Source organism: Rheinheimera pacifica, assembly GCF_024809855.1.
Taxonomy (GTDB): domain Bacteria; phylum Pseudomonadota; class Gammaproteobacteria; order Enterobacterales; family Alteromonadaceae; genus Alishewanella; species Alishewanella pacifica_A.
Genome location: NZ_JANUEM010000004.1, coordinates 197,791 through 222,136, shown reverse-complemented (window position 1 = coordinate 222,136; position 24,346 = coordinate 197,791). Strand labels below are relative to the sequence as shown.

Annotated in this window: 15 protein-coding genes; 8 read left to right on the top strand and 7 right to left on the bottom strand. The window is 48.6% G+C overall.

Translation table 11 applies throughout. The features are described from left to right. Positions 1-7 precede the first annotated feature (7 nt). Positions 8-964, bottom strand: coding sequence for a thioredoxin-disulfide reductase (trxB, locus tag M2404_RS08195; protein ID WP_259239236.1), 957 nt, complete (start codon positions 962-964; stop codon positions 8-10). Positions 965-1,185: 221 nt separating this feature from the next. Here trxB and M2404_RS08190 point away from each other — a divergent pair, with 221 nt between their 5' ends. Both M2404_RS08190 and M2404_RS08185 read left to right on the top strand, forming a co-directional pair. Continuing rightward, positions 1,186-4,467 (top strand): sensor histidine kinase, encoded by a 3,282-nt coding sequence (locus M2404_RS08190; RefSeq protein WP_259239235.1) that lies wholly within the window; start codon positions 1,186-1,188, stop codon positions 4,465-4,467. Between the two features lie 230 nt (positions 4,468-4,697). Continuing rightward, positions 4,698-6,290: a S8 family serine peptidase gene (locus tag M2404_RS08185; protein WP_259239234.1), complete on the top strand. Its 1,593-nt coding sequence runs from the start codon at positions 4,698-4,700 to the stop codon at positions 6,288-6,290. Positions 6,291-6,328: 38 nt separating this feature from the next. On the opposite strand, the gene trhA is transcribed toward M2404_RS08185, so the two are convergent. Next, positions 6,329-6,970: a PAQR family membrane homeostasis protein TrhA gene (gene trhA / locus M2404_RS08180; protein ID WP_259239233.1), complete on the bottom strand. Its 642-nt coding sequence runs from the start codon at positions 6,968-6,970 to the stop codon at positions 6,329-6,331. A gap of 108 nt (positions 6,971-7,078) precedes the next feature. Here trhA and M2404_RS08175 point away from each other — a divergent pair, with 108 nt between their 5' ends. Next, the gene (locus M2404_RS08175; RefSeq protein ID WP_259239232.1) at positions 7,079-8,338 is read left to right on the top strand and encodes a glycosyltransferase family 4 protein; all 1,260 of its coding nucleotides are present in this window, start codon (positions 7,079-7,081) and stop codon (positions 8,336-8,338) included. Positions 8,339-8,344: 6 nt separating this feature from the next. Here M2404_RS08175 and M2404_RS08170 read toward each other — a convergent pair whose 3' ends face one another. Then, complete coding sequence (locus M2404_RS08170) at positions 8,345-8,719, bottom strand: hypothetical protein (protein ID WP_259239231.1); 375 nt, start codon at positions 8,717-8,719, stop codon at positions 8,345-8,347. Positions 8,720-8,854: 135 nt separating this feature from the next. Between M2404_RS08170 and M2404_RS08165 the strand changes: the two genes are divergently transcribed. Together M2404_RS08165 and M2404_RS08160 are read left to right on the top strand one after the other, a co-directional pair. Next, on the top strand, positions 8,855-9,637 hold the full coding sequence (locus M2404_RS08165) for a Nif3-like dinuclear metal center hexameric protein (RefSeq protein ID WP_405047779.1): 783 nt from the start codon (positions 8,855-8,857) through the stop codon (positions 9,635-9,637). After that, entirely contained in the window at positions 9,634-10,398 is a 765-nt protein-coding gene (locus tag M2404_RS08160; protein WP_259239230.1) for a methyltransferase domain-containing protein, read from the top strand. The genes M2404_RS08165 and M2404_RS08160 overlap by 4 nt, the downstream gene beginning before the upstream one ends. Here the strand turns inward: M2404_RS08160 and tamB are convergent, their stop codons facing one another. Both tamB and tamA read right to left on the bottom strand, forming a co-directional pair. Next, positions 10,399-14,166 (bottom strand): autotransporter assembly complex protein TamB, encoded by a 3,768-nt coding sequence (gene tamB, locus M2404_RS08155; protein ID WP_259239229.1) that lies wholly within the window; start codon positions 14,164-14,166, stop codon positions 10,399-10,401. Continuing rightward, entirely contained in the window at positions 14,163-15,884 is a 1,722-nt protein-coding gene (gene tamA, locus M2404_RS08150) for an autotransporter assembly complex protein TamA (RefSeq protein WP_259239228.1), read from the bottom strand. Before tamA ends, tamB begins: the two co-directional genes overlap by 4 nt. A 223-nt stretch (positions 15,885-16,107) precedes the next feature. Between tamA and M2404_RS08145 the strand changes: the two genes are divergently transcribed. Continuing rightward, a complete protein-coding gene (locus tag M2404_RS08145; protein WP_259239227.1) occupies positions 16,108-17,223 on the top strand; it encodes a beta-ketoacyl-ACP synthase III in 1,116 nt (371 codons plus the stop codon). Positions 17,224-17,292: 69 nt separating this feature from the next. Here M2404_RS08145 and M2404_RS08140 read toward each other — a convergent pair whose 3' ends face one another. Then, entirely contained in the window at positions 17,293-17,601 is a 309-nt protein-coding gene (locus M2404_RS08140; protein WP_259239226.1) for an isoamylase early set domain-containing protein, read from the bottom strand. A gap of 457 nt (positions 17,602-18,058) precedes the next feature. Between M2404_RS08140 and M2404_RS08135 the strand changes: the two genes are divergently transcribed. Next, positions 18,059-19,279: an efflux RND transporter periplasmic adaptor subunit gene (locus tag M2404_RS08135; protein WP_259239225.1), complete on the top strand. Its 1,221-nt coding sequence runs from the start codon at positions 18,059-18,061 to the stop codon at positions 19,277-19,279. A 3-nt stretch (positions 19,280-19,282) separates the two neighbouring features. Beyond that, positions 19,283-22,471: an efflux RND transporter permease subunit gene (locus M2404_RS08130; protein WP_259239224.1), complete on the top strand. Its 3,189-nt coding sequence runs from the start codon at positions 19,283-19,285 to the stop codon at positions 22,469-22,471. A gap of 59 nt (positions 22,472-22,530) precedes the next feature. Here the strand turns inward: M2404_RS08130 and asnB are convergent, their stop codons facing one another. Beyond that, positions 22,531-24,195, bottom strand: a complete 1,665-nt coding sequence (gene asnB, locus M2404_RS08125) for an asparagine synthase B (protein ID WP_259239223.1) — start codon at positions 24,193-24,195, stop codon at positions 22,531-22,533. Between the last annotated feature and the right edge of the window lie 151 nt (positions 24,196-24,346).

Sequence of the window (24,346 nt, the reverse complement as noted above, 5' to 3'; positions counted from 1 at the left end):
AACCTGTTTACTTGTTCAGCGCATCCAGATAACGTTCGGCATCCAGCGCGGCCATACAACCGGTACCGGCAGAGGTAATAGCCTGACGGTAAATGTGATCCGACACATCACCGGCAGCGAATACGCCGGCAATACTGGTTTGCGTAGCATTGCCTTCAGTACCGCTTTGTACTTTCAGGTAGCCGCCATTCATCTCCAGTTGTCCGGCAAAAATGTCGGTATTGGGTTTATGACCAATGGCAATAAATACGCCCTGTAATGCCAGGTCTTTATCGGCTTCGCCTTTGGTTGAGGTTAACCGTACGCCGGTTACACCCATATCGTCGCCCAGCACTTCGCCCAGTTCACAGTGAGTGTGCAGCACGATATTGCCGCTGTTTACTTTAGCCATTAAACGGTCAACCAGGATTTTCTCGGCTTTAAAGCTGTCACGCCGGTGCACTAAATGTACTTCAGCAGCAATATTGGATAGGTATAATGCTTCTTCTACGGCGGTATTACCACCACCTATTACCGCAACTTTCTGGTTACGGTAGAAAAAGCCATCACAGGTTGCACAGGCCGATACCCCCCGGCCACTGAAAGCCTGCTCTGACGGCAGGCCAAGGTATTTAGCTGAGGCACCGGTGCAGATAATCAGTGCATCGCAGCTATAAACGGCGTTATCACCGGTAAGCATAAAAGGCCGTTGCTGCAGATTTACCGTGTGAATATGATCAAATACAATTTCAGTATTAAAGGTTTCGGCGTGTTGACGCATACGGTCCATTAAAGCCGGGCCGGTTAAACCATGCGCATCGCCCGGCCAGTTTTCTACCTCAGTAGTCGTGGTAAGCTGGCCACCTTGTTGCATACCGGTAATTAAAACCGGTTTCAGGTTAGCGCGGGCAGCATAAACCGCAGCAGTATAGCCAGCAGGGCCTGAACCTAAAATAAGCAGGCGGCTGTGTTTAACATCAGACATGAATTTCTCCGGAAACAACATAATTAACAGCGGTAATGGCGACGATTTTAAAAGAATGCAACCCCAAGCGAAAGTAGCACCTGAGATTTAATCTGCGTCGCACTGTAAAGCCTGGCTTGCTATGCTATGGTTAGTTCGTACCGCATACTTTAACTACTTTAATATTAACGGCTTGGGCGTCAGAAATTATCGGGGGCATTTTGCACTGTCAGAAAATAGGGATGGTTTTCATTGTACGTTGTTTGATGGTGTTGCTGGCGTATTGCGCCGGCGCGTCGGCTGAACAGCATTACGTTCGTATCGGTGTTGACGACGGTTTGCCCAATGCCACTATCTACAGTATTAAACAAGATAGCACCGGTTTTATATGGCTGGGTTCTACTAATTCGGGTTTATTGCGCTACGACGGCTACCGCTTTGTTGAGTTTGCAGTACTCACTGCTGCCGAGTTACGCAGCCACCAGACACCTGATGTAGGAGTGGTACTGATTGATAATGCCGATAATATCTGGGCCGGTACCTGGGGCCTTGGGCTATCAAGGCTGGATGCACAAACCGGAGAGTTAACACGCTATACCCGTGAAAACGGGCTGGCCGGAAACCAGATCCAGGGCTTATTGCAAGACGCGGACGGTAACATCTGGGTGGGCACGACATCGGGTTTAAGCCGTATTAATACGCAGTTTCAGATCACCAATATTGGCCAGGACGGGGCTGAACAGGCATTGGCAGATCAGCGGGTCTGGAGTTTAACCCAGTCATCTGACGGGGTGATTTGGGTTGGTACCGCCGCCGGTTTACACAGCTGGCAGCCAGACAAAGGTTTAAGCCCTGTCTATAAGTTAGTTAACCATAAAGAGCACTCTGCGCCCGGTAATTTTAGCCGTGATAACGAAATCCGCGCGGTTTATGCTTTAGGGCAACAGCTGTGGGTTGGCAGCCGGCAAGGGCTGTTTTTGTTTAACCGGCAACGGCTTCAGTTTGAGCAGGTATCTTTGGCTTTATATGGTGAGGCAGAGCCTTTAATTAACATACTGTCAGTTGACGACAGCACTGCTGAGTTATTAGCCGGTAGTTATAGTGGTTTGTATCGTGTCTCGCCAACTCATCAGGCCGGGCAGAGCATAAAAAAGGCCGAATTAGGTAATGTTAATGTACGCAGTATTTTGCAGGATAACTCCGGTGTGCTGTGGCTGGGTTCGCGGGAAAGTGGCTTGTTTCGCAATATTTTATCCAGTAGAGCATTTGATGGCATCAACGCTTTTTCCAGGGCACTTGGTGAGCACAAAAGATTTTCTGTTACGGCTATATATAAACAACCCGATGCACTGTGGCTTGGCAGCTCAAATGGTGTATACCGCATTACCTTGCCAACCGGAGATTTTCAGTTTTTCAGCACAGGTAGTAGAGTTAACGCCATCGCTGCTACACCGCAGAGCGAGGTTTATATTGCCTCTGATACAGGTTTACTAAAATACAACGGTACGGCAGAGCTGCTAAAAACCGATGAACCATTCGAGCTGGCTAACGTCGTTAACCGTAATGTAAGAGATTTACATATTGATGCCGCAGGCAGATTTTATCTGGGTATGTGGGGAGAGGGTGTTATAGCCTGGCAACCTGAACTGCAGCAGGCAAAACGTTGGTTAACGCAGCTGTCAGACAATATGGTGGGCAATGCCGTTCAGCAATTGTTTGTTGGCTCTTCGCAGCAGCTTTGGGTCGCCACACGTTACAGCGGTTTGTTTCAGATCGATTTAGCCACTGATAAAGTCACACAGCACACTGTCAATTCTACATCAGGTATAAAATTACCCCACAACGATGTCAACTGTGTCAGTGAACACGCCGCTGTATTGGCAGTTTGTACCCGTGATGGGCTATTACTGATAAATCTGGCAACAACTGAGCAGCAGTTACTGACAACACAAGACAGCTTACCTGACAACGATATTTTGGGAGTGTTACAACAAGATCAGCAACTATGGGTGATGACCCCGAAGGGCCTGGCGCTGAGGCTGGCTGGCCAGTTGCATTTTATTCACTATAACCGTAATGACGGTATGATAAGTTCTGAATTAAATACCAATGCGGTAATTGCGGATGACAGTAGTGTTTTATTTGGTGCTATTGCTGGGTTGATAGTGGTAAAGCCTGACCAGTTGCAAAATAACCAGAAAGTGCCAGACCCTGTATTATCCGCATTGGTTATTGATTATCAGCAATTGCACACTAAACCACATAAGCAGCCCTGGAAGATGATTAATTTATCGGCGGATCAGCATACGATGAATTTTGAATTCAGCGCCTTGGATTATCAGGACCCGCAGCGTAATCAGTTTCAGTACCAGCTTGAAGGTATTGATAAAAAATGGGTTATTGCAAATGAACGCAATAGCGCCTTTTACGCAAACTTGCCGGTGGGCACCTACTCATTGTGGCTGAAAGCCTCTAATAATCATGGTGTTTTCAGTGAGCCGGTAAAAGTGGCTACCTTAAATGTTATGCCGCATTGGTGGCAGCAAAGCTGGGTACTGTATTCGCTTGTTGCACTTGTAAGCCTGTTGTTGTGGCTGATGCATCAGTATCGTTTACGCCATGTCAGGCAAATAAACCGCTTGCTGCAGGCTGCGGTAGAAAATAAAGCTAAGGCTCAAACCGTGCTGGAAACCCGGGTTGCCGAACGAACCCGGGCACTGGAAGAAAGTTCGGTTACGTTATCACTACGTACCCGGCAATTAGAACGCAGTCTGGATGAGCTGGCTAAAACCAATCAGGAGCTGAAATTGCTTGATAAGCTAAAGGATGAGTTTATTGCTACAGTCAGCCATGAACTGCGTACACCGCTTACCGCGATAAGAGGCGCCATAGGGCTGATTACGCAAAAGGTGGTTACTGCTGATTCGGCACTATATCAGGAGATGCTGCAAACGGCTCAGGCTAACAGTGAGCGGCTGGCACATTTGATTAACGATCTGCTGGATTTACAAAAATTCGCTGCTGGTACCTTTACGCTGAATATCACCCGTTTGGATATTACCGCACTGACCCGTCATGCCATTAATGCCATGCAGCCTTATGCCAGCCGTTATCAGGTTGAACTGCAACTGGCATCAGAGCAGGACTACCCGTTATGGGTAGAAGCAGATGCACTGAGGTTAAGACAGGTTATTGATAACCTTATTTCCAATGCGGTGAAGTTTTCAGCGGAGCAAGGTGTGGTAATAGTGCGCCTGATTGAGGTGCCGCAAAGCATAAGATTTGAAGTTGAAGATTTTGGCAGCGGTATTCCTGCTGAATTTCAAAAACATATCTTTGGTAAGTTTTCGCAGGCTGATTCCTCTGACAGCCGGGCAAAAGAAGGCACCGGGCTTGGCCTGGCGATATGTAAAAAGATCATTGAAAATCATCATGGCCAGATTGGTTTTAGCTCTGCAGCAGGGAAAGGCACAGTATTTTGGTTTAAATTAGCCCGGCAGCATGAGCCGGTGTCAACAGGCTGATTTTTTAACAAACGTATTTATCATGATTATTACCCCTTATGTTGTACCTTAAAAAACTATTTTGTTTCTGATAGTTGTCTATTTTTTCTGGAATGGGTTTATCTCATACATTTGTAAATTATTTATAAGACCTTTGTAATGGTGGCAATGCCTGTTATCTGATTAATTGCTAAGCGGCAGGATGCGGAACGTACAACAAGGACCTTAACTTATAATCCAAGGGTACTGTAATGAAAAACATGATGAAAAAAATGACAACTATACTGGCGGTTACATCTGCTGGTTGTTTTGCACTAAGCCTGACGTCGGTAGCGGTAGCAGAAGGTATAAAAAAAGCAGAGCCAGCAGAGCGTGAATTTAGCCTGGTTGACCTGACAGAAGATAAAACCAACCGTTATATTATTAAATTTAAAGAGCCGGTCGCGCAGATGAGTGCAACCGGCACAGAGCAGCGCGCTGAGTTCTCGGTACAACGTGCACAGCAAGTGCTGCAAAAAGCCAACGTTGACGCACTGTCACATTTAAAATCAGTGCATGCCAGTGTGGCCGAGCTGACACCTAAACAGCTAAAGTTATTGCAGACTAATCCTGACGTTGAATACATTGAAGAAGATCATAAACGTTATCTGATGGATGTGATCACGCCTATGGCACAAACCACACCTTATGGTATTACCATGGTGCAAGCTAATCAGGTAAGTGATGGCAGCGCCGGCAATACAAAAGTGTGTGTTATTGATACCGGTTGGACTTCAGGGCATGAAGATTTACAAAACTCGGGCGTGACGGGATATTCTTTTTCCGGCCATGGTAACTGGTATCAGGACGGTAACGGCCACGGTACTCATGTAGCCGGGACGATGGTGGCGCTGAACAATAACAGCGGTGTAGTGGGGGTTATTGGTTCCGGCCAGGCCGGGGTGCATATTGTTAAAATTTTCAATAATTCTGGCAACTGGACCACAGCTTCAAACCTGATCACGGCTATTCAGTCTTGTAAAGATGCCGGCGCTAAAGTAGTCAATATGAGTCTGGGTGGCGGCTCGTCTAACCAGACTGAAAATACGGCGATGACCAATTTCTACAATGGTGGTATGTTGCTGGTGGCTGCAGCGGGTAATGCCGGCAATACCAGTTTCTCCTACCCAGCGTCATACAACGCCGTGGTGTCGGTTGCTGCGGTAAACTCAAGTGGCGCTTTAGCCAGTTTTTCACAGCGTAACTCTCAGGTAGAAATTTCCGGCCCGGGCGTTAACGTTAACTCTACCTGGAACAACGGTGGCTACAACAGCATTAGCGGTACCTCTATGGCATCGCCTCACGTTGCAGGTGTTGCTGCGCTGGTGTGGAGTAATCACCCGCAATGTACTGCAGCACAAATTCGTAATGCGCTTAATGCTACGGCTGAAGATCGTGGTGCCGTCGGCCGTGATACGTCTTACGGTTGGGGTATTGTCAAAGCCAAAGCGGCACATGATTACTTAACCAACAATGGCTGCGGCGGTGGCGGCAGTAACCCACCACCAACCGGTGGCGCGACATTCCCTAACCTGTCAGCAACCAGTGGCCAGTGGTTAAGAGGCAGTTACCAGATCCCTTCAGGTGTATCAACGGTAACTTTCCAGATATCCGGCGGTACCGGTGATGCCGATTTATATGTTAACTATGGTACTGAACCGAGCACAACAAGCTATAACTGCCGGCCTTACCTAAATGGTAACAATGAAGTCTGTACCATTAATAATCCGCAAGCCGGTACTTGGCATGTGGGGATCCGTGCTTACACGGCCTTTAGTGGTGTAACCTTCAGTTATCAGTACTAATAACGTTAAACAGGCCGGATGATTCCGGCCTGTTTTTTCTAGACTGGTAATACGTAGTAATACACTGCGAAAAAATGTAATACACTGCCCCCGAGCACAAATAAATGCCAGATAGCATGGTGCATAAAAAGCCGTTTCCAGGCATAAAATATCACGCCAAAAGAGTAACTTAAGCCACCGGCGAGCAATAGCAGCAGGCCTCCGGTGTCAACATTGTTCAGCATCGGCTGTATGGCAATAATCACCAGCCAGCCCATCCCCAGGTACAAACCCAATGATAATTTTTTATATTTCAGTGCTGTAGCCAGCTCTATAATTACGCCCGTTATTGCTACCAGCCAGATCAGGCCAAATAGTGGCAGGCCCCAGTCGTCGCGTAAATTTACTAACGTGAATGGTGTATAGGTACCGGCAATAAGGATAAAAATTGCCGCATGATCAAGCTGCCGTAGCCGATGTTTAATTTCAGTATGCTGAATTGAGTGATACAGCGTAGAGCTGCTGTACAACAGGATCAGACTGCTGCCATAAATAATACTGCCAAACAGACGCCAGTTGTCGTTTGCCTGTATAGATAGCTGTAGCATTAATATCAGCGCTAAAACACTGAGTATTGCGCCAATACCGTGGCTTATTGCATGTAAGTGTTCTTCGATAGGGGAGTAATGTGTGGTTGTCATATCAGGTTACCGGCGAAAGCATGTAGCATTTTAGCATGACCCTGCCCGCTGCCAAGCTGTTACCGCGCAACAATTACCGTTAGAATGCCAGTTTTTTCCGGAGGTGCTATGCCCCTTAGCAAGGTGCCATTGTTAATTATAATTGGTTATGTCTGGCCAGAGCCCAACTCATCTGCTGCCGGTTACCGGATGCTGAGTTTAATTAAGCTGTTCCTGGCAAGAGGTTGGCAGGTTCTGTTTGCCAGTGCTGCCGAACCGGGGCAGCATCGTTATCCGCTTGCAGAGCTGGGTGTAACTGAGCACAGTATCAGTTTAAATGACAGCAGTTTTGATCAGTGGATAAGCCAGCAGGCACCGCAGGCGGTAATGTTTGATCGCTTTATGCTTGAAGAGCAGTTTGGCTGGCGTGTCGAACAAGCCTGCCCGCAGGCGCTGCGTATTCTGGATATGGAGGATTGCCATGCGCTGCGGGATGCCCGCCAGCACAGTTTTAATGCCGGTAGGCAAGTGTCAGCAGAGGATTTAAACTCAGAACTGGCGCTGCGCGAAATAGCCGCCATTTACCGCTGTGATATCACACTGGTTATTTCGGAGTTTGAACTGCAGTTATTGCAGCAACACTATAACGTGCCGTCGGTATTATTGTGTTACTGTCCGTTTTTGCTTGATGAACCATCGTTACAGCCGCTGCCTGATTTTGATATGCGGCAACATTTTATTGCTATTGGTAACTTCCGCCATGCCCCTAACTGGCACTCTGTATTGTGGTTAAAGCAGGAGATCTGGCCTTTAATCCGCCAACAGCTACCACAGGCAGAGTTGCATATTTATGGCGCTTATCCGCCGCCTAAAGCTACTGCGTTACATAACCCCAGGCAGGGTTTTTTAATTAAGGGCTGGGCGGCTGATGCCTTAGCTGTAATGCAACAGACCCGGGTTTGTTTGGCCCCGTTGGCTTTTGGTGCCGGTTTAAAAGGTAAACTGCTGGACGCTATGCGCTGTGGCACTCCCAGTGTAACCACTGCGGTGGGGGCAGAAGGAATGACATTACATGGCGATTGGGGCGGGGTTATTGCACAAGACAGCGATACTATCGCCCAGGCGGCAGTGGAGTTGTATCAGCAGCCCGAGTTATGGCAACGTTTGCAAAGTAGCGGTTTTGGCATAGTGCAGGAAAAATTCAGCCTGGCTCAACATGAATCGCGTATTTGGCAACAGCTTAATGTGGTTATGCAGGATTTACAGCGGCACCGTCAGGCGAATTTTACCGGGCTTATGCTCAGGCATCATAATTATCGCAGTACCAAATTTATGGGGCAGTGGATTGAAGCAAAAACGCGTCTGGCTGCATTAACACAGCCAGACTGACGCTGGTTAACGATAGCCGCGGGGCTGGCGTTGTTTGTTGTCTAACCGTGCTGCCCAGATATCAGCTGCTGACTGGCCATCGCCACCTTTAGCTTTGCTGGCTTTGGCTGGCTTGGCAGCAGGTTTTGGGGCTGGTTTGGCTGCAGCTTTGGCCGGAGCCGCTTTCTTTTCTGCGGCAGGTTTAGCCTTGGTTGCACTGGTGGTAGCTTTTTCAGCACTGTAGCTGGCACCTAATTCAGCCAGTTCTGCCAGACGGATATTTTTACCGCCGTCTACGCTGAACCAGCCGGGCTTTTGTTCCAGTTGCGGCGCTTTACCAAATGCAGCTTTGTAGGCTGCAGTAAATTCAGCAACAACCTGATCTTTGTCCAATTTACTCATACGGATCCTTAACAGACATTATTTAAGCGTGTCGCCTGCTATTTATACAACTTTTATTGTGGATAGACAAATGTGCCTGATTTTTTTGCCTGTTACAGTACAATACCGCTATTAACCGCAGCGGAAAACCAGCCGATGATAGAGCGCGATCAGTTAGTCAGATTTCTCAACAACGAATTACAAAGTGAAAAAATCCGGGATTATTGCCCCAATGGTTTACAGGTAGAGGGCAAAGCCCGGATAAGCCGTGTGGTAACCGGAGTAACCGCCAGCCAGGCATTACTTGATGCAGCCGTTGTCGCAAATGCCGATGCAATACTGGTACATCACGGTTATTTCTGGAAGAACGAAACCGCCCAGGTTACCGGTATCAAAAAGAAACGTCTGCAAACGCTTTTACGCCATGATATTAACTTACTGGCTTATCATTTACCGCTGGATGTTCACCCACAGCTTGGCAATAACGCGCAGTTAGGCCTGTTACTTAATGCGCAAAATATTAGAGCTGTTACCGCCGCTGAACCAACCGGTGTGTTGATGCAGGGCGAGCTGACACAGGCGCTGGGTGTTGCCCAAATTGCACAGCAACTGGAAAACACCTTGCAGCGCCGGGTATTACTGCATGCTGTTGATCATACCGGTGATAATAGTATTGCCAGCCATACTGTCAGTAAACTGGCCTGGTGTACCGGTGGCGGCCAGGGCTATATCGAGCAGGCGGCAGCGGCCGGAGCCCAGCTGTTTATCAGCGGTGAGGTGTCAGAACAAACTATTCATTTGTCACGTGAGCTGGGTATTCATTTTATTGCCGCCGGTCATCATGCAACAGAGCGTTATGGCGTAAAAGCACTGGGCGAATTTATTGCCCGCCAACTGCGGCTTGAAGTGCAATTTATTGATATTGATAACCCGGCATGAAGCAAAAAACCGATCGCAGCTTTGATGGTATCGCTGCCAAGTTTAGCCGTAATATCTATAACAGCACCAAGGGCAAGTTGCGCCAGTTAGTGCTGTTACGTGATTTAGCCGAACTTGAAGTATTGCAACAACCTTGTCAGATCCTCGATGTTGGTGCTGGGCAGGGCCAGTTAGCACTGGCACTGGCCGCACAGGGTCATAGTGTGCATCTGACCGATATTTCTACCCAGATGCTGCAACTGGCACAGCAGCAAGCTACAGAGCAGGGGCTTACACAGCTAACCTTCAGCCAGACAGGGCTGGCTGAGCTGGCAGCAACGCACCAACAGCAATACAAGCTGGTGTTGTGTCATGCCATGCTGGAGTGGCTGGCACAGCCAGAACTGGCTATTGGCCAATTGCGTAAACTGGTGGCACCGGACGGGGTGTTGTCTTTAATGTTTTATAATAAAGATGCCAAACGCTTCGGCAATATATTGTTTGGTAATTTTGATTATGTCGCGGCAGATTTTCAGGTGAAGAAAAAAGTGAGTTTAAACCCGCAGCACCCGCTGTCACCGCAAGATGTGCTGCGCTGGTGTGACGAAGCCGGTTTTAGCTTATTGGCAAAAACCGGAGTACGCTGTTTTCATGACTACCTGCAAGACCGCAGCCAGCAGCAAAGCCATTTTGAGCAACTGCTGGCGTTGGAGTTACAGTATAACCGCACTGAGCCTTATGCTTCATTGGGCCGTTATCAGCATGTATTGCTTGGTTGCTGATTAATCAAATTCAAATTTGTACAATAAATCCACGGCGTTATCCAGGCTGGTGACGGCTTCCAGATAAAGGCTGCGCATTAGCCGGTAACGCAGGGTAAACTCGCCAATAGCGTTAAAAATGCCGTAACCGTATTTTATCTGCAGATCGCGCGATAAATAACCGCTTACGGTTACCTGAGAGTCATCCCCGGCGCCTGCGGTATCCAGTGTCAGATCACGTACACCGAACACCTCGCCCAGCTCGCCCACTAAAGCACCGGTAGACGAAATAGACATACCAATCAGGCTGGTAGTCAGTGCGGCGCCGGTACTGCCGGAGTCACTGCCGATATCGCGGCCCATAAGCAAATACGCCAGCGCATTGGCCTGCGGTTTGGCGGGTTCAGAGAAAATGGTAATGGTTGGTTCATCAGCCGGGCCGGTAACCCGGATGCCGGCGATAACGTCGTCTTCTATGTTGTCAGGGTTTCTGATCGCTTCAACATTTAAAAAGGGTTGATCAGATGGGCCGTTAAAGCTCATTTTTCCCTGCCGGATCAGTAAATCCTGGCCATAAGCCCGGAAAGTACCATCTTGCAGGTTGACATCGCCGTTTACCGTAGGCTGCTGGTTAGGCTGCTGGCGCACCCTTAAGTTACCGCTGAGGCGGGTTTCCAGACCAAAAGCGGATAATTGCACTCTTCTGCCAAGCACAACATTAATATCAGTTTGTAGCGCAAAAGCGGTTTTTTCTTCAGCCGGTATTGGCTGCAAATGTTCATCCAGCAACACCAGATCATTTGATAAGCCAATAGCCGTTTGTGGCAGGCTGTCGATACTGATCCGGGCGGCAGGAATTTGCACTGTGCCTTTAAGTGATGTCAGGCCTGGCCTGGCGGTCAGGGTTAAATCCGGTGCTACTTGCAGCCGCGCCTGAGGAATTTGCAAACTCAGCTCATCACCTTTCACTTGAAGTGCGGCTTGCCAGTTATCCAGTTGCGGCCACTGTGCATCACCGTTCAGGTTAATTTCGCCTTTGCTGGTTGTAACCAGGCCTTGCAGTGTGGCTTGTTGCCCGGCGAACTGCAGTTCTATATTGGCGTCTGTAACGTCTAGTGGGGCCTGCCTGCCAGCCAGTTTAAACCCGCTTAGCGCCAGGTTGCCGTTAATAGCCGGGTTGGTTAAATCGCCATTAAAGTGTAATTCGCTGTTAAGTATGCCGGCAAGCTCACTGCTTTGCTCCAGCAGTGGTTGTAAAAAGGCCAGACTGAACTGTTGTAACAGCAATTTTCCTTCAATGTTGCGTGATGAAGATTGTACGTCGGTGATGGTGGCTTCAGTTTTTAAACTGGCATTGTTGTCCAGTTGCAATTGCACAACACTGGTTAAGGTATCTTTGGCCAGGTTAGCTTCCAGCTGCCAGTTTTGCCAGCCCAATGCCAGCGGCTGTTCAATCTGATACTGCCAGTTGCCGCTGCTGCCATTAAGTTTAATCTGTGCTTGTGGCTGTTGGCCTTGTTGCCAGTTGGCGCTAACTTGTGCATCAGCACTGCCTTGTAACGTCATCAGATGTGGCAAAAAACCATCCAGCGCTGATAGCGTAAATTGCTGCAGGGCAAGGTCCAGCTCTATATGTTCTGCGCTGAGCTTTAGTGGCTTAATGGCACAGAGGTTAGCCGGTTCTTGCTGCCAGCAGTGTGGCTGTATGGTTAAGCGTGCGTTGGCAAAGCGGTAATCCAGAGCGGCGCTATCAACCAGTTGCCATGGCCCCAGCAGGCTGTCTAACTGTGCGGATACCAGCCTGCCTTGCCAGTATTCGCCTGCTTTTAAGCTACCGCTTAAGGCAATGCTGGCATTATGCTCGGGGCTGGCCAGCTCCAGTGTCAGTTGATGGCGTAATTCGGTACCGTTAAGGCTCAGGTTTAGCTGGTCGATACTTTGCTGCTGATACCTGCCGTTAGTGGCTTGTAACGTCAGGGCTGTTGTCAGGTTTTGCTCGCTGCTTAAGCTCAGATCGGTATCCAGCGTTAGCTGCTCCAGGCTGGCATCCTGCCACTTTAGATCGCTGGCATGCAGCGTACCTTTAAGCTGTGGCGTGTCGCGCTTGCCACTAAGCCTGAAGTCTGCACTGATTTCTCCGCTGGCGCCGCTTATGGTTTGTTCCAGTTCAGGTATGGCGATCTTCATCGCCAGTTGCCATTGTTTATCCAGCGAGCCGCTAAGTTGGATCTGGTTTTTGGCATGGCGCAGTGTCAGGCCGGGGGTGTTTAGCTGGTAGTCGCCTTGTCCGCTAGGGTCTGCCGCGTTCAGGCTGCCTTCAAGCAACAGTTTATAGTCGCGTAGTGTGCCGTTAAGGTCCAGTTGTGGCAGTGCCAGTTGCCAGCCGCCTTGTTCTGTTAAATTACCGCTTAGCTGCATCTTGCCATTTAGCTCGCCGTTGTAATCCGGCCAGAACTGGCCTGGCTGAACCTTAGTTAATTGCAGCTTACCCAGCCAGCTTAGTTGTTGCTGCCAGCTAAGCTCTGCCTCGGCGCTAAGCTCACCGCCAAGGGTATTAACAATTAAACTGTCGAGCGTAACACCGGTTAAGCTGCTTTGGCCGCTCAGTTGTATATTGGCTGCCGGTATTTGTTTGCCGTCCAGTGCGACCTGACTGGAGAAAAGTAACTGCTCCAGATTGCCGTTTGCTGTTATGTCCAGTTGGCTCAGTTCAATGTCTGCCTGGCCTGAAAGCGGCCACTGCAACTGCGCAGCATTTAAGCTGGCCCGCAGTGGCAGAGTGTTGTCCAGCAGGTTAAGCCACAGTGATAATTCAGCTTCAAGCAACTCTCTGGCATAAGCCTGCAGTTGCAAATCGGCCAGCGTGCCATCCAGTGTTACACGCAGCCGTTGTCCTGCCAGTTCTGTGTCCAGTAGCCGTAGCCGGATATCGGCTTTGAGTGGATAATTGCCGCTTGGCTGTAGTCTGGCCGATGCATTTAACGTGGCCATGGGGTGGCTGATATCCAGCTGGGTCAGGTTTATTTGCTCTGGTGACATTTGCAGGCTGAATGTCAGTTCATTAATAGTTTGTGGTTCTGGCTGTTGCAGTGTGAAATCTGTCAGGCGGAAACGATCAACAAATAAACTCAGCGGCAGCCTGATATCCGTTAGTACCGGTGCCTGGTAGGCAAAGGGATCGCTGGTTGCTGTATCGCTGCCTTGTGTATTACTGCTTTCTGGCAGGGCCAGTGTTACTTTATGCCAGTGCGGCTGGTTAAGCTGTACTTTATTGCCCCACAGTTGTGCGCCGGTGCTAAATTGTTGCCAGTTTAATGTCGTACCACTTACGGCCACATTGGCGTTGTTCAATTGTAGTTGCGCAATATCAATTGCAAACGGCAGCCATAAACCACCTGTGGAGTCAGGTTCATCCTCCGGGGCGGGCGTGTCGGTAGTGGTTATTTCAAGCTGCAGGCCTTGTAATGTAAGTTGCTCAATACAAAGTGTTAAGCGCAAAAAGCAGCTGTTATTAATTTGCAGTGTGCTTTGTTCCAGCGCCAGGCTGGTGCTGGCATCCTGCCAGCGCAGATCATATAGGGTATTGCCACCCAGTACACTGCCTTCGCTGCGCTCTACGCTAAAACCACTAACAAAATGTTGTGCCAGCCACAGGTTAAAACGTAAACCTGCAGAGGTGTAAAGCAAAGTAAAAAGTAACAGGGTTAATGCGGCACACGGGATCACTAATGTCCAGTTCAGCCATTTTAAGCTGCGTTTTAACCAACGCTTGGTGGTTTGCCAACTCATAATTCAGGCCCTAATGCAAAATGCAGCTGGAAACCTCTGCCCGGATCATCCAGGCCCCAGGCAAAGTCAATGCGGATAGGGCCCACCGGTGATGCCCAACGCACCCCCATACCCACGCCTTGCACCCAATCGGGGGTGTCGTCCCAGGCACTGCCATAATCGGTGAATGCAGCCAGCCACCAGTTACCTTTTACCCGGTACTGGTATTCCAGAGTGCTGGTTACCATATAACGGCCGCCGGTCAGCTCATCGTCACTGTTGCGTGGTGACACGGTTTCATAGCCATAACCGCGGATACTGTTATCACCACCAGCAAAAAAACGGAGTGATGGTGGCAGCTGTGACAAGCTTTCCATCAAAATAGCGCCGGCATCAACACGGGTTACAAAACGGTGATTATTGCCAGCGCTGCCTATCCAGCCGGCACGGCCACGCAACCGGAAAAAACTGGCATCAGAGCCCCAGCTTTCATCTGACACTTCAACACCAAACAATAAGCGGTTAGCGGAAGAGGGCATTGACCCTGCCGACTGCTTGGTACGGCTATAACTTAAACCCGGCATAATCAGGCTGATAGTATCGTTTTGGTCAGCCTGCACGAAGTCTTCATATAACCAACGCACGGAGGCGATACGATACCAATCGCTGCGCAGTAACCAGTGGCGTTCCAGCACCAGGTTTGACTCACGGCTTTTGGTGTCCTGATTATCACGGTTACGAAAACCAAGCTGCACCTGATAAAAATCGGTAGCGACATTGGCCAGTGGTAATTTGTATGCCGCTTCTACGCTTTGTTCTATTTCAGATAATGCCAGTTTACTGCTCAGACTGTGACCGGCAGTATTTAACCAGGGTTTGTTCCAGTTGAGTTTCAGCCGGGTTTTCACATCAGTGGAATAGCCAATACCGGTTTCGATAATATTGCGTCGTTCAGGTTCCAGCGCCACATTAATTGGCAGGGTAAAATCCTGCATATCTGACGTATCGGCTTCTACCAATATGGAAGAAAACCAGCCGGTAGCGGCCAGCGCCTGGTTAAATTCACCCAACTCACTGGCCAGATAATAATCATTTTCGGCAAACGGCACTAAAGACTGTAATCTGGGTTCTGCTATCTGATTACCGCTAAAACTTACTGCGCCAAATCTGTAGCGCTTACCGGCATTAAAATGTAAATGTACAAAGGCTTGTTTTAACTCTGGCGCTACTTCAAGCCGTGCCAGTTCAAAATCGGCGTCAAAATAGCCCTTACGCATCGCCAGGCTTTTCAACGCGCTTTTAAAACCATCATAAGCGCCATGGTGCAGGATCTGGCCCTGTTTAGGTGCCTGAGCCGCAAGCAGGGCTTTAAAATCAGCATCTGTAGAGGCTTCACCAGACAGTTGAACATCGCTTTTGCTAATGCGCACCGGCTCACCGGTTTTTACATTAACCTGCACCAGCCTGGGTTGGGCTGCATTGTGGGTAACCGTAATCTGGTTGTCGTAATAGCCCAGAGCTTGCAGAGCGGTATTAACTTCCTCTTCCAGGGTAGCCTGAAAACGCACGCCGGGTATATTGTCTGCATCGCTGTATTTTTGCAGATAAATAGCTACGTTGTCGTATAAAGAGCCGCTTAAACCATTAATTTTAAATTGATATGACTCCGCGTAAGCGGTCGAACTAATGCTCAGCGTGGCTGCCAGCACTGCAGTGATCAGTAAGCCTGAGTTTTGCATCCGCCTTGAAAAATCCCGTATTAAAATAAGCAAAATAATGAAAGATATGTGAATACTGGCGCTATTATGGCTTACAGTCGTTGCTAATGTACACCGTGTAGCATAAATCGTGACTGAATAAGCCGCTGGTAAAACACCGGGGTACAACTGAGAGTGTAACTTCAGTTATACTGGCGTCACTTTTAAAACGGCAGTAAAACCGTTATCAGACAAGGTTAGTACTATGAAGAATGTTGTTATCAGTGGTTCTGGTTTATTTACGCCACAGCAGGTTATTACTAACGAAGAACTCGTCGCCAGTTATAACCGTTATGTTGACCAGTTTAATGCGCAGCAGTCTGTTGCTATTGCCAATGGCGATGTGGCTGCGCTGGAGCATTCCAGCTGCGAGTTTATTGAAAAAGCTTCAGGTATTAAAGCACGCCACGTGTTGTACAAAGACGGTATTTTAGATCCCGCTATTATGCAGCCTGTGCTGCCCCGGCGTAGCGAAGAACAACTGCCTGAAATGGTTGAAATGGCAGTTATTGCAGCCCGTGAAGCCATGGCGCAGGCAAATAAAACGGCTGCCGATATTGATCTTATTATTTGCGCAGCCTCGAATATGCAGCGCTCTTATCCAGCATTATCAATTGAATTACAACAACAGCTGGGCGCTGCCGGTTATGCTTTTGATATGAATGTGGCATGTTCTTCTGCTACTTTTGCCATCAGCAATGCGGTAAATGCTATACGCGGTGGTACGGCCAAAGTGGTGCTGGTGGTAAACCCGGAGTTTGCTTCGCCGCAGGTGAATTATCGCAGCCGTGACAGCCATTTTATTTTTGGTGATGTTTGCACTGCTACCATTATTGAAGCGCAAGACAGCTGCAGCAGCGACAATGCCTGGCGTATTAACGGTATGCGGCTTAAAACGGAGTTTTCTAACAATATCCGTTGTGATATCGGTTATACCGAACACTGTTTGCCGCCGGATCCTCTGGCACCCTTTTTTAAACAGCAAGGTCGCAAAGTCTTTAAAGAGCTGTTGCCAATCGTTGCGGATGTAATACTGGCAGAAATGGCGGCACAGCAGGTAGCACCAGAGCAGTTAAAGCGTTTATGGCTGCATCAGGCCAATATTAATATGAATATCTTTGCGGCAAAGAAAATTCTTGGCCGTGATCCCCTGCCAGAGGAAGCGCCGCTGGTGCTGGATACTTATGCCAATACGGCGTCGGCAGGCTCAATTATTGCGTTTCACAAGAATAAACAAGGTTTGCAGCCGGGCGATCAAGCAGTTTTATGTTCGTTTGGTGCCGGTTATTCGGTAGGATGCTTGTTACTGCAAAAATGCTGAGTATTAAAAAGTGCTGAGCGCGAAAATAACACAGGCCGCTTTGCGGCCTGTGATCTGTAAAGCAACAAATTACAGCCTAACCACCGAATTATTGTCGTAAGACACCGGCGAGGGCTGATAACAGTCTGCTGCTTCATCATTTAGCCAGGTACCACCATTAACCAGATAGCGGAACTGATATTCTTTATTTTTTTCCAGATTAACGGTTGCAGTAAAATCACCGCTTTTACTTTTTTTCATTGGCAATGCTGCCGGATCCCAGTCATTAAATTCGCCCAGCAGCGCCACTTGCTCTGCGGAAACACCGCGGTGAGCCGGTAACGTAAAAGTAACTTTGCACAGTGGTTTGGTTTTCAGATATTGCTTGCTGATACTCATAGATTGCCCTCAAATTGTGACGGATTATGCTTAACTAAAAATGTTGCAGCCGGCTTGTATTGCCTAATTTGCCAGCGTGGTGATTAATTAATGATCAGAACAGCATCATGCCAACATAGAAAATTTTTTGCGATACGGCAAATAACCATTTTGCAGGTTGATATAACTATTTTTTTACTTTTGCTCACAGGGCCGTAAAGTACTGCAGTTGTAACAAGATATTACATTGTAGCCAGTGTTATTTGCACAAGGCTGTAACCAGGCAAAGGCTAAAATGGTTGCCGTGCCACAAGATATAAGGCTTGGCTGAGAGATACCACTAAGCGCAGTTGCAGAATAATATCTCTGCTACCGCCTGGCTAAGCCGCTATTGATACAAAGCGTAACATTCGCAGGGTTACTTTATTGTGCTGGCGTTTTAGTATGGCGTCAGTAAAACAGCATCGTGGGAAACAACATGGCAGCAAAAATTATAAAAATCATTGTTCCGGTGGCCGTTATCGTACTGGCGGTCGTTGCGGCAATAGGCCTGGCAAGTATGCGAAAACCGCCGGAGAAAAAAGAAGAGCAACGGCTGGGCATACTGGTTAATGCACAGCAAATAGCCTCGCAAGACCTGACATACCGTATTCAGTCGCAAGGTACAGTGCGGCCGAAACTGGAAACCAATTTAAGCTCAGAAGTAAATGGTCGTATTGTTGAAGTAGCAGAGCACTTCGTAGAAGGTGGCTTTTTTAACAAAGGCGATTTACTGGTACGGGTTGAACAAGCAGACTACCTGACTAACGTTAAAGCAGCAGAGGCCAGTTTAGCCAATGCTCAGTCCGCATTGGAAGAAGAAAAAGCCCGCGGCCGTGTTGCTGAAGAAGAGTGGCGCTCTTTTACCGCAGGTAAAGCGCCGGAGCTTGGCTTGCGCCGGCCACAGCTGGCCGGAGCGCTGGCAACAGTGCGCTCGGCAGAAGCTGAGCTGGAACGCGCTAACCGCGATCTGGCCCGTACAGAAATCCGTGCGCCATACTCTGGTATGGTGAAAAGCCGTGGTGTCAATCTGGGCCAGTTTATCAGCCGTGGTACTAGTGTTGGTATAATTTACGGCACTGACATAGCAGAAATCAGATTACCACTAACCGACAATGATTTAGCCTTTTTACAGATCCCCGATTTTACGCAAAATACTAATCAGCCAGAAGTTGTGCTGACAGCCGCAGTGGCAGGCCAGATTATGCAATGGCCCGCCAGGCTGGTGCGTACCGAAGGAGTATTGGATGAACGCAGCCGGGTAATTTACGCTGTTGCGGAAGTTACCGACCCTTACCAGCGGGTTAGCCGTAAGCAGTCACCATTGCGTTTTGGCCGTTTTGTGCAGGCACAAATTATGGGCAATGCCACTGAGCAGGTGGTTGTGATCCCACGGCATTTATTACTGGCACAACAGCAGGTACTGGTGGTAGACAAAGAAAGCCAACTGCAGTTTCGCCCGGTAATTGTAGAACGCGCTGACGAGCGCTCTGCCTATATCCGCTCTGGTTTTACTGACGGTGACCGCCTGGCAACCTCCGCTATTGCTAATCCGCTGGCGGGTACCGTGGTGCGAGTTGCCTCTGATATAAATGAGCAGGTGGCAGAAAGTGCTGCCAGGCTAGAAGCCGTAGTGGCAGCCGGCCAGGGCAAGGAGTAAGGCATGGATACCAATAAGGGCTTAATATCCTGGTTTGCCCGCAACAGCGTGGCGGCTAATTTACTGATGGCGATTATTTTGGTTGCCGGTATCGCCTCGGTTTTTACCATTAAAAAACAGATGTTTCCCGAAATAGTGCTTGAGCAGGTTAATATCCGCGTGCCTTATCTGGGCGCAGCACCACAGGAAGTAGAAAGCGGTGTTATAGATAAAATTGAAGAAAGCCTGCGCGGTGTAAACGGTATTAAGCGCATTCGTTCAACTGCAGTTGAGGGTCTGGCTACAGTACGCGCTGAAATTGCCAATAACTACAACGTGCAGGAGGTTATGGATGAAATTAAAACCCAGGTGTCAGCCATTTCATCCTTGCCGGAGCAAACCGAAAAGCCGGTAGTGTACCGGGTGCGGTTTGAAAGCGATGTAATGTGGCTATCGCTGTATGGCGATGCCTCTGAGCGCACGTTAAAAGAGCTGTCTAAAGATATCCGCGATGAGCTGCGCAAACTACCGGGTGTCAGTAAGGTAGAAGTGGTAGGTGCCCGCGATTACGAAGTGTCTGTTGAACTGTCTGAGTTAAAGTTAAAAGAATACGGCCTGACCTTTGAACAGGTGGTGAGTGCTATTCGTGGCAGCTCTGTCGATTTACCCGGGGGCTCTATTAAATCTGACAGCGGTAATATCCTGCTGCGCACTAAAGGCCAGGCTTACTTTTCACAAGATTTTGAAGACATAGTGCTGCTGACTTTTGCTGACGGCACGCGCTTATCGTTAAAAGATATTGCTACTATCAACGATGGCTTTATCGAGCGGGAGGATTTATCAACCTTCGATGGTAAAAGCTCAGTGTCTATCCGGGTTGCGGCGGTGGGGGATGACAACACACTGAAAATTGCCGAACAAGTAAAAGCTTACGTTGAGCGTAAACAAAAACAATTACCGTCGTCAGTATCTATCGCGCATTGGGGTGATTCCAGTTACTACCTGCAAGGCCGGCTTGATTTAATGAGCAACAATCTGGTGATGGGCGCCTTTCTGGTATTACTGGCATTAACCTTATTTCTGGAGTTTCGCATTGCGTTCTGGGTAATGGTGGGTATTCCGGTGTGCTTCCTTGGCGCTATGGCAATGTTGCCGCTACCTATGTTTAATGTGTCGATCAATATGATCAGTTTATTCGGCTTTATCCTGGTATTGGGGATAGTGGTCGATGATGCCATTATTATTGGTGAAAGTGCCTACAGCGAAATTGAAAAGCGTGGTAAATCGGTAGATTCGGTTATTGCCGGGGCAAAAAAAGTGGCCATGCCTGCTACCTTTGGTGTGTTAACCACCATAGCGGCATTTGCTCCAATGTTAATGGTAGGCGGAGCCCAGGCCCCGATTTGGGGTTCTATTGCCTGGGTGGTGGTGCTGTGCCTGATTTTCTCGCTGGTAGAATCCAAATTAATTTTACCGTCGCATATTATCAATATGGACACAAAACCGTGGGATCCTGACCGCAAAGGCATTTTTTACAGCTGTGGCCGTGCTTGCAGTAATGCATTAAAAGCCGTGCGGATGAAGGTAATGTCCGGCCTGAACCATTTTATCCAAAAATGGTATCAGCCATTTGTTGAGCGCTGTATTCATTACCGTTATGTCACTATGGCAGTCTTTATGGCGATGTTGATCGTGATGTTTGGTGTGATCGGTGGAGGCTTTGTGCGCTGGGTGTTTTTCCCTGACATTCCCAGTGACTTTATCAATGCCAATTTAACCATGCAGGAAGGCTCGTCAAACCAGGCTACGGTAAATGCCTTGCGCGAAGCTGAAGCTGCGCTGGTGCGCGCCAACGACAAGCTGTATGCCGAATACAATGACAGTATTATCAAGCACCGCTTAGTGTTTTTAAACAGTGATACTGCCGGCCAATTGGTGGTTGAACTGGAGAAAAGCGAAGGGCGTGAAATTGATGGTTTTGAAATTGCTAATCGCTGGCGTGCCGAAATGCCGGATATTCCCGGTGTAAAAGCTTTTAAGATTAATGCTTCAACTGCCGGTGGTGGTGGTGCCGACATAGCGTTACAGCTTCGTGGTACTAACCTGGACAACCTGAAACTGGCCACTGAAGAGTTAAAAAGCCGTTTAGCTGAATATGCCGGTGTTTATGACATTGAAGATAATTTACTCGGTGGCAATGACGAAATTGTATTGCAGTTGAAGCCTGAAGCGCATTTACTGGGGTTAACCCTGTCAGATGTGGCCCGTCAGGTACGTTATGGCTTTTACGGTGCTGAAGCGCAGCGGGTACAGCGCGATGGCGAAGAAGTAAAAGTGATGGTGCGTTACCCGCGTACCGAACGCAGCTCTGTTGGTAGTCTGGAAAATATGCGTATTCGCACGGCTGACGGCGGCGAAATTCCGTTTAATCAGGTAGCCAGCTATACCATGCAGCCCAGTTTCAGCGCTATAAACCGGGTAAATGGTGAGCGTGCAGTAACTATTACCGCTGCGGCCGATAAATCGACCATTGAACCTGGCAAAGTTGTGGGGGAAATGCGCCGTACTGTTATCGCAGAAGTAACGGCTAAATATGAGGGGGTAACCGGCGAGTTGGACGGGGCCAGCCAGGACGAAATGGACGCACAGCTTGACCTGATGAAAGCCGGAGTATTTGCGCTGTTCTGTATTTATGCGCTGATGGCCGTACCGCTGAAATCCTACAGCCAGCCGCTGATTATTATGAGCGTGATCCCGTTTGGCTTGGTTGGTGCAGTGCTTGGGCATATGGTGCTTGGTTTGAGTATGAGCATTATGTCGATTTTCGGTTTAGTCGCTCTGGCCGGGGTGGTCGTAAATGACTCATTGGTAATGGTTGATTTTGTTAACCGTGCCCGTGAGGAGGGCTTATCTATCCGTCAGGCAGTATCGCAGGCCGGTGCGCAGCGTTTTCGCGCGATATTGCTCACTTCGCTTACTACCTTTGTCGGCCTGGCGCCGATAGTGCTGGAAAAAAGCTTGCAGGCAAAAATCGTGGTGCCGATGGCGGTGTCGCTGGCATTTGGTATTCTGTTCGCCACCGTTATTACTCTGCTGTTAATACCGGCGCTGTATATCATCCTGGAGGATGTGAAAAACCTGTTTCGCAGTAAAGATAATAAAATTGACACCCGTGTCGCACTGCAACCACAACAGGAACAGTTTCAGAAATAGTTTAGCCCCAAATAAACAAGGCCACGCAATTGCGTGGCCTTGTTGTTTAGGCTTACAGCTTAATAAGCCTGGGTATGTACATCGCGCACTGCGCGGCCGGAAGGGTCAGTCATTTGTGCCATTTTCGCATCCCATGCCAGCGCTTCTGGCGTTGAACAGGCAACAGATTTACCACCCGGTACACAGGCAATAGCACCGGCGTGTGGGAAGTGTTCTTCAAAGATCACCCGGTAATAATAGGCTTCTTTGCTGTCTGGCGTGTTCACCGGGAAGCGGAAGCTGGCGGTAGCCATTTGCTGATCGGACACTTCTTTTTCAGCATGGGCTTTTAGGCTGTCAATCCAGCTGTAGCCTACACCGTCAGAGAACTGCTCTTTCTGGCGCCACAAAATTTCATCCGGCAGCAGGCCATCAAATGCCTGGCGCAGAATGTGTTTTTCCATTTTGCCGCCGCCACACATTTTTTGTTGCGGGTTTAAGCGCATGGCAACATCCATAAAGTCTTTGTCGAGAAACGGCACCCGCGCTTCAATACCCCAGGCCGACATGGCTTTGTTGGCGCGGTTACAGTCAAACATATGCAGCCGGTCCAGTTTACGTAAGGTTTCCTCATGGAACTCTTTCGCGTTGGGCGCTTTATGGAAATATAAATAGCCGCCAAACAGTTCGTCTGAACCTTCGCCCGACAACACCATTTTAATGCCGGTGGCTTTAATTTTACGCGCCATCAAATACATTGGTGTTGAGGCCCGGATGGTGGTGACATCATAGGTTTCCAGGAAATACACCACATCACGCAGCGCGTCTAAACCTTCCTGCACGGTAAAATGCACAGTATGGTGCACGGTGCCGATGGCATCGGCCACTTTTTGCGCTGCAACTAAATCCGGCGAACCGGCCAGGCCAACGGCAAAAGAGTGCAGCCGTGGCCACCAGGCTTCAGATTCGTCGTTATCTTCTACCCGGCGTTTGGCAAATTGCTGGGCAATAGCCGAAATAAGCGATGAATCCAGCCCGCCTGACAGTAACACGCCATAGGGTACGTCTGACATTAAATGGCTTTTTACGCTGTGCTCCAGCGCAGCTTTTAGCTCAGTTAAACTGGCCGGGTTGTCTTTTACTGCATCATAGCTTTGCCAGTCACGCTGATAGTATTTACGCAGTTCGCCAATTTTACTGTCAAAGTAATGGCCGGGTGGAAACTCTTTAATTTGCTTACATACCGGTACCAGCGCTTTTAGCTCTGAGGCAACAAACAACTGGCCATGTTCGTCGTAACCATAGTACAGCGGAATAATACCAATATGGTCACGCGCAATCAGGTAACGGTTTTGCTCTGCATCGTACAAAATAAAGGCAAACATGCCCTGTAGCTGGTCAATAAAATCGCTGCCGTGCTCCAGATATAGCGGTAATATCACTTCACAGTCTGACTTAGTTTTGAATGGGTAAGGGCTTGCCAGCTCTTTTTCGAGCTGCTTATGATTGTAGATCTCACCATTCACTGCCAGAATGTGATTTCGATTATCATTAATCAGGGGCTGGGCGCCATTTTCAGTATCTACAATCGCCAGGCGCTCGTGCACTAAAATGGCATTGTCGTTATTCCACACGCCAGACCAGTCTGGCCCGCGGTGACGTAATAACTTGGATAACTGTAGCGCCTGCTGGCGCAAGGCTTTAACATCAGTTTTGATGTCAAGCACCCCGAATATCGAACACATGATAACCTCTATTAATTAATGTCGTGTAAACACATTTTGTACCCTATAGATTTCGACCTATACGGGTAGTTTTGGCAGTATGTACGTCTAAACGCACCCCTTGAATGTGCCACGCCATGCTAAAATTGCAAGCGCTTTTTCGTGCTTTTCG